Here is a 7,355-nt window from a genome sequence, read left to right as displayed (position 1 = left end):
AAACAACAGCAGACCACCGTCCGAACTGATCTTTGATCCATGAAATTCCAGCCGCACGCGACGGTCAAATCCAAGCCGAACATTTCCCGTTTCGCCTGCACCCTTTGGGTGATCCATGATCTGCCGCCTTCAACCCAATTAACATGCTGAAACATAACACATTAGTGGCTTCCAGAAGCGCGAAAACATCGGACTACTTGGGGAAGGCGGGCTAACGCGCCATAATTCATCCAGCGACAACGATCCGTTTCCGATGATAGCGATAACATCGATTGTTTGCGCTAACATCTGAAGCTATTGCTTTTATTGAAAAATTTCCCGGGCTAGCCAGTAAGCAGGATAACCAGTGAAGGGCAGATTCGATGGACCATGGCCGCGTAAACCCAGAATTTACATTAGATAAACAAGGTTTCTCGGGGCTGAGGGCAGTCTATTATAACGCAACAGAACCTGATCTTGTGGTTCATGCGCTGCGCCGTGACGAGGGCGAATTGGGTCAGGGCGGTACGCTGATGGTGAATACCGGCAAATTCACCGGCCGGTCGCCAAAAGACAAACACATCGTTGTTTCTGAGGCCACCGAGGATGCAATCTGGTGGGATGCCAACGCCCGGATGACTTCTGAAGCGTTTGAAAACCTTCATGACGACATGCGCGCGCATATGGCTGACAAGGACTATTTCGTCCAAGACCTCCTCGCCGGGGCCGACCTACGCTATCAAATTGGAGTCCGGATCGTGTCGGAACTGGCATGGCACAACCTATTCATCCGTCACTTGTTAATCCGGCCAGAACCAGAACAACTCGATGGTTTTGCCGCCGACTTCACGCTTGTGAACTGCCCCAGCTTCTTTGCCGATCCAAAACGCCACGGCTGCCGGACGGAGACCGTGATTGCCTTTAATTTCGAAAAGAAGCTGATCCTGGTCGCCGGAACCGAATATGCTGGCGAAAACAAGAAAGCGGTTTTCACCCTGCTGAACTACCTTCTGCCTGAAAAAGGCGTGATGCCGATGCATTGTTCGGCCAACCACGCTGAGGCTAATCCTGTTGACACCGCGATTTTCTTTGGGCTGTCCGGGACTGGCAAGACTACGCTCTCTGCGGACCCAAAGCGTGTCCTGATCGGAGACGATGAACACGGTTGGTCAGACCGCGGCACCTTCAATTTTGAAGGCGGATGCTACGCGAAGACAATCAACCTATCCGCCAAGGCAGAACCGGAGATCTTCGCCACGACGACGATGTTCTCGACAGTCATCGAAAATATGGTCTGCGATCCGCGGACCAAAGCGCTTGATTATACCGATGACAGCCTGACCGCGAACATGCGGGCTGCCTATCCGTTGGATTTTATCTCGAACGCATCGGACAGCGGTTTGGGGGGGCACCCTAAGAACATTATCATGCTGACTTGTGATGCTTTTGGCGTTCTACCGCCTGTCGCACGACTGACGCCAGCTCAGGCGATGTATCATTTTCTGTCGGGATTCACCTCGAAGGTCGCAGGCACCGAACGCGGTGTGACTGAGCCCGAGCCAACTTTCTCGACTTGTTTCGGCGCACCGTTCCTGCCGCGCCGCCCAGAGGTCTATGGTAAATTGCTGCGCTCCAAGATCGCGTCACATGGCGCAAACTGCTGGTTGGTGAACACTGGCTGGACAGGAGGAGCGTACGGAAAAGGCAACCGCATGCCTATTACGGCCACGCGAGCACTGCTAAGTGCGGCACTAGATGGCTCGCTCAATGAAAGCAGCTTTCGACGGGACCCTAATTTTGGCTTTGAGGTTCCAAACTCGGTTTCAGGTGTGGAAAGTTTTTTGTTGGATCCACGGGGGACTTGGTCGGATGGTGCAGCTTACGATGTTGCTGCACGGAAACTTGTGAATATGTTCTCTGACAATTTTGAGCAGTATCTTGCGCATGTGGATGACGATGTGCTGGCGATTGCAATTGGTTGAGGCAGGCGCCCGCTCCTTGGTTACCAACTTGCGGATATGTATTGCGTTTCCATAAATTCTAGCATGCCTTCGTGCCCGCCTTCGCGTCCCAAGCCGGATTGTTTGGTGCCGCCAAACGGGGCTGCGGGGTCCGAGACGAGGCCTCGGTTGAGGCCAACCATGCCGTAATCCAGCCGTTCGCAAACCTGCATGCCGCGCTTCATGTCTTCGGTGAAGACATATGCGACCAACCCATACTCGGTGTCATTGGCACAGGCAATCACATCTTCCTGATCGGTGAAGCCTTGAATGGCCGCGACGGGACCAAAGATCTCGTCGTTGACACAGTCGGCATTGGCGGGGACATCGGACAAAACTGTAGGCGGGTAAAAGAAGCCTTTGCCGTCAGGTTTGGTTCCACCGCAATGAAGCGTCGCGCCCTTTGAAACCGCGTCCTCGACGAATTCAGCAACCTTGCTGCAGGTCTCGGCATTCACCAGCGGGCCGACATCCACGCTTGGGTCCAGACCGTCGCCAACCTTCAATGCCGACATGGAGGCACTCAGCTTTTCGACAAAGGCGGCCTTGACGTTGTCATGCACATAGATGCGGTTTGCGGCCGTGCAAGCCTCGCCAAGATTGCGCATCTTGGCGAGCATAGTGCCCTCGACGGCGACATCCAGATCGGCGTCTTCGAACACGATCAGAGGTGCGTTGCCGCCCAGCTCCATCGCGGGTTTCAAGACCTGTGCGGCAGCAGAGCTCAGCAACTTGCGACCCACAGCCGTGGAGCCCGTAAAGCTGACCACACGTACGCGCGGGTCGTGCAGCAAGTGATCGACCAACGCACCGGTCTTGCGGGAAGGCAGGACATTGACGAGGCCTTTAGGCACACCTGCTTCCTCGAGCAACGGCATCAGCGCGAGCATGGTCAAGGGCGTTTCAGATGCTGGTTTGATAATGACAGCGCATCCAGCAGCTAAGGCCGGCGCAATTTTGCGGGTTCCCATGGCCGCAGGATAGTTCCATGGCGTTACAAGTACGGCCAGACCAGCCGGTTTGTGCTGCACAATGATCCGCGCACCTGAGGCTGGGGCATGGGTGATCATTCCGTCGGCGCGGACTGCCTCTTCGGCGAACCAGCGGAAGAACTCAGCGGCATAGGCAGCCTCGCCCATCGCGTCCGTTCGGGCTTTGCCGTTTTCCAGCGTGATCAGACGGGCAAATTCCGGCAGACGGCCGGTCATCAGTTCCCAGGTCTTGCGCAACACTTCAGAGCGGTGGCGCGGAGTCTGTGCGGCCCAAAGCGCCATCGCGGCCTCCGCTGCATCAAGCGCGGCGTCGGCATCGGCGACCTCGGCAGAGGCGACAGAGGCTAGCACTTCTTCAGTTGCGGGATTAATCACGTCAAAGCGGGTTTTTTCTGCGCCTTCGACCCATGTGCCGTTTATGTAGAGATTGGTGTGTTCCATGCTGGTCGTATCCTAAACGAGGTGATGCAGCGGGTCGGCAAGACGCCGCGCGAGGCCTGAGACAAAAGCAATGGCTTGGGCGTCTTCCAAATGGTCGTTGCCGAAGTCGAAAGTCATAAGGTAGCTATCCCCATCCGCCCCGATGCTCAGGGTAGGCAAACCCGCGTCGCCTAACCGCAGCGACGTCAGAAAGCTATCACACAGATTATGAAGAACCAGCGTCGCGTCTTCTTCAGTTTCCTGAGGTGTAACGGACAGCCGGGTGAAGTCGGGGTTGCGCAAATACGCACCGTCGCCGTCAGGATCAGAGACGTGCACGACAACGGTCGCGGCTTCTGTTGCCGCACGGAAAGCACCGGCAGCAAAGCTTGCAAACAGCGCGTTTGGTGGGATCTTGATTGCACCGTCAGCTTGCATCCAGTCAATGAAGTCGCGCGCGCCTTTCTGGCTGCAACGCGCAGTGATCTGCTTTGCCACGACCATGATGCCCGGCTGCCCCGGTGCCGCGGCGCTTGGTATACTGCGCAGCGTCATCAGGTCAGATACGTGGTACGGCATTGACACCCCGGCATTGGCAAGCTGGCCAAGGTCGAGGCCTTCTTCGGCTGCCAAGCGACGGGCTTTAGGCGAGGCAAGGATACGGCCATCGCTCGACTCTGGGGCTGCAGCCACGGGTGCGGTTGGCACGGCTGACGTCAGCTCAGGTGTCAATTCAGGGGCTGCGACAGGTGCTGCGGCAGCCGGGGCAGCCAAAGCGTTATCCGCCGTGGCGCTAATGACCGCGATGACCTGCCCTACCGGCACATCCTCGCCGTCGCCTGCGCTGACTTGCGTCAGGAAGCCGTCGGCCTGCGCCTCAACTTCCATGACAGTTTTATCGGTTTCAACCTCAAACAATAGGTCCCCAGTTGCTACTGGATCACCCGGTTGCTTGAGCCATTGCACCAATTTTCCGGTGTCTTGCGCCATACCGAGTGCTGGCATGATGACGTCAAGCGGCATCGATCATCTCCCCCGCGACCAGCATCCGCGCCTTTTCTGCGACACCTTCTGGCGTAGGAACGGTAACGTCTTCCAATGCTGGGCTAAACGGGATCGGCACGTCCATTGCGCCCATGCGGATGACGGGGCCATCGAGGTGGTAGAACGATTGTTCCATGATCCGCGCGGCGATTTCGGATGTCACCCCAAACGACTGGTGACCCTCGTCAATGACAATGCAGCGGCTTGTCTTACGCACACTTGCATTGATGGTATCCATGTCGAGTGGGACAATGGTCCGCGGGTCGATGACTTCGGCACTGATGCCCTCTGCGGCGAGAATGTCGGCGGCTTTTTCTGCGACCTGCACCATCGAGGACGTGCCGATCAGCGTTATGTCAGAGCCTGAACGTTTGATGTTGGCCTCGCCGAAGGGGATAAGGAATTCTTCCTCCGGCACAGGGGCCTTGTCCTGATACATCAGTTTGTCTTCGAAAATGACGACAGGATTGTTGTCACGGATCGCTGTTTTCATCAGGCCCTTTGCCTCATAGGCCGACGATGGCATGGCGACCTTAAGTCCGGGTATATGTGCCACAAGCGCGTGCAGCGATTGGCTATGCTGTGCTGCCGAGCGGCGCGTTGCACCCATGTTCGTGCGCAGGACAAGTGGTACGCTCAACTTTCCACCGGACATGTAGTGCGTCTTGGCGGCCTGATTGCACAGCTGATCCATGATCAGAAAAATGAAGTCGCCAAACATCAGATCCACGACGGGGCGCGTACCTGTCATTGCTGCGCCCACGGCAATTCCCATAAAACCCGGCTCCGCTATAGGCGTATCGACAACGCGACCGGTGCCGAACTCTTCGACAAGGCCGGACAATACTTTGAACGGCGTGCCTGCTTCGGCCACGTCCTCACCTATAATAAAGACGGTTTCATCACGGCGCATTTCTTCTGCCAGGGCTTCGTTGACGGCCTGGGATAGGGTGATCTCTCTCATTGTCTTCTCCTCAGGCAAGCGCGTGTTTGATGTCGGTGAAGACATGCATATCCACCTCCGAAGCATCAGGATATTTGGCGTCGAGCGCATATTTGACGGCAGCGTCTGCATCGGCGGAGATTTCGTCGTTCATCGCGACGATCTCGTCCTCAGTCGCCAGGCCTTCCTCCACCAGATAGGCGCGGAAGCGGATGATCGGATCGCGGTTTTCCTTCCAATCCTTCTCTTCCTCCTTGGAGCGGTAGTATTCGCGATTGATGTCACCCACGTGGTGGCCGTGATAGCGGTAGGTCATCAATTCCATAAAAAACGGGCCTTCGCCCTTGCGCGCGCGGGCGACAAGATCGGTCGTCAGTTTGTTGACGGCAAGCACGTCTTGCCCATCTACCTGATGTGCCTCAATGCCGAAGGCTTCCGCACGGGCGGTAATAGAACCTGCGGCGATTTCTTCGGTTTTGGTGTATTCGGAGTATCCGTTGTTTTCGCAAGCATAAATCACCGGCAGTTTCCAAAGTGCAGCCATGTTCATGACCTCATACATCAGACCCTGCGCCGTGGCTCCGTCGCCGAAAAAGCAGACGGCGACATCGTCCTTACCGAGAAGTTTGGAGGTAAACGCCGCCCCGGTGGCGATGCCCATGGAGCCGCCAACGATGGCGTTGGCGCCAAGGTTGCCATTAGACTGATCGGCGATATGCATCGAGCCACCCTTGCCGCGGCAGTAGCCTTCTTCCTTGCCCAGAAGTTCGCAAAACATTTCCTTGAAAGCGGCGCCTTTAGCGACGCAATGACCGTGCCCCCGGTGCGTTGATGTGATTTTATCAGTGGTTTCTAGCGCCTCGCAGATGCCGACCGCGACGGCCTCCTCTCCGGAATACATATGCGTTAAGCCCGGCATTTTGGCCGACAGATACAGCTGGTTGGCGTTGTCTTCAAATGTGCGGATCCGAACCATCTGGCGATACATGCGCAGATAGTCCTCGCTGTTGGTCTTTTTCTTCGCAGGGCTCATGGCATGGCTCTCAAAAAAGGGCCCGGCCCCCATAAACAGGGAGCCAGGCAGTTAGGGAGTAATCAGTAGCGGTTGGCGATGGGAAGCTCTTCGGCGGGGAAGAGCGAGATTACCTCGCAGCCAGTGTCCGTCACCACGACCTCTTCCTCAATCCGGGCAGCGGAATAGCCATCTTTCGCCGGGCAGTAGGTTTCCAGCGCAAAGACCATGCCAGTCTGAATCTCCATCGGGTTCTCGAAGCTGACCGCGCGGCTAATGATGGGGCGCTCGTGCAGCGCAAGACCTAGGCCGTGGCCAAACTGAAGGCCGAACGCCGATAGCTCATCTGGGAAGCCAAGGCTTTCAGCGGTGGGCCAAACTTCGGCCACCTTGTCGGTCGAGACACCCGGTTTGATCCGATCGATGGCCAGATCCAGCCATTCACGCGCCTTGACATACGCATCGTTCTGCACTGGCGTCGCGCGACCAATGTTGAAGGTGCGGTAATAACACGTTCTATATCCCTGATAGCTTTGAAGAATATCAAAGAACGCCTGGTCGCCAGGGCGGAAATAGCGGTCTGTAAAATTGTGCGGGTGTGGGTTGCAACGCTCGCCCGAAATGGCGTTGATCGCCTCTACATCATCACTGCCCATCTCGTAGAGCATCTTGTTAGACAGGGCGACAATGTCGTTCTCACGCACACCTGGCTTCAGCTCTTCGTAGATCATGTGGTATACGCCGTCGACCATTGCGGCCGCCTGCGTCAGAAGCTGAATTTCGTCCCAGTTCTTGATCTCACGGGCCGACAGCATGACCTGCTGTCCGTCGACAACATTCAGGCCCGCCTCTTGCAGGGCGTGGAACATCGCCGTTTCGGCGTAATCCACGCCAACCGGCATATCCTTCATGCCAGCATCCTCAATCAGGCCCGCAATTTCTTCAGCGTATTTCTTCATCAGACC

At 56.5% G+C, this 7,355-nt stretch carries 6 protein-coding genes; 1 reads left to right on the top strand and 5 read right to left on the bottom strand.

Going from position 1 to position 7,355, the window contains the following annotated elements; translation table 11 throughout:
* Window positions 1-362 precede the first annotated feature (362 nt).
* Window positions 363-1,961: a phosphoenolpyruvate carboxykinase gene (locus tag Q1B15_RS01850; protein ID WP_299749273.1), complete on the top strand. Its 1,599-nt coding sequence runs from the start codon at window positions 363-365 to the stop codon at window positions 1,959-1,961.
* Window positions 1,962-1,981: 20 nt separating this feature from the next.
* Here Q1B15_RS01850 and Q1B15_RS01845 read toward each other — a convergent pair whose 3' ends face one another.
* The 5 genes from Q1B15_RS01845 to Q1B15_RS01825 all read right to left on the bottom strand — a co-directional run.
* On the bottom strand, window positions 1,982-3,412 hold the full coding sequence (locus Q1B15_RS01845) for an NAD-dependent succinate-semialdehyde dehydrogenase (protein ID WP_299749270.1): 1,431 nt from the start codon (window positions 3,410-3,412) through the stop codon (window positions 1,982-1,984).
* 12 nt (window positions 3,413-3,424) lie between these two features.
* Window positions 3,425-4,414, bottom strand: a complete 990-nt coding sequence (locus tag Q1B15_RS01840; protein ID WP_299749268.1) for a biotin/lipoyl-containing protein — start codon at window positions 4,412-4,414, stop codon at window positions 3,425-3,427.
* Entirely contained in the window at window positions 4,404-5,399 is a 996-nt protein-coding gene (locus Q1B15_RS01835; protein WP_299749265.1) for an alpha-ketoacid dehydrogenase subunit beta, read from the bottom strand. Before Q1B15_RS01835 ends, Q1B15_RS01840 begins: the two co-directional genes overlap by 11 nt.
* Before the next feature lie 10 nt (window positions 5,400-5,409).
* A complete protein-coding gene (locus Q1B15_RS01830; protein WP_299749262.1) occupies window positions 5,410-6,411 on the bottom strand; it encodes a thiamine pyrophosphate-dependent dehydrogenase E1 component subunit alpha in 1,002 nt (333 codons plus the stop codon).
* A 62-nt stretch (window positions 6,412-6,473) separates the two neighbouring features.
* The coding region (locus tag Q1B15_RS01825) for a M24 family metallopeptidase (protein WP_299749259.1) at window positions 6,474-7,355 on the bottom strand (882 nt) is incomplete at its 5' end.

This window comes from uncultured Boseongicola sp., from assembly GCF_937988555.1.
Taxonomy (GTDB): Bacteria; Pseudomonadota; Alphaproteobacteria; order Rhodobacterales; family Rhodobacteraceae; genus Boseongicola.
Note: the sequence above shows the minus strand (reverse complement) of the source record. Positions and strands in the feature narration are given on the sequence as shown.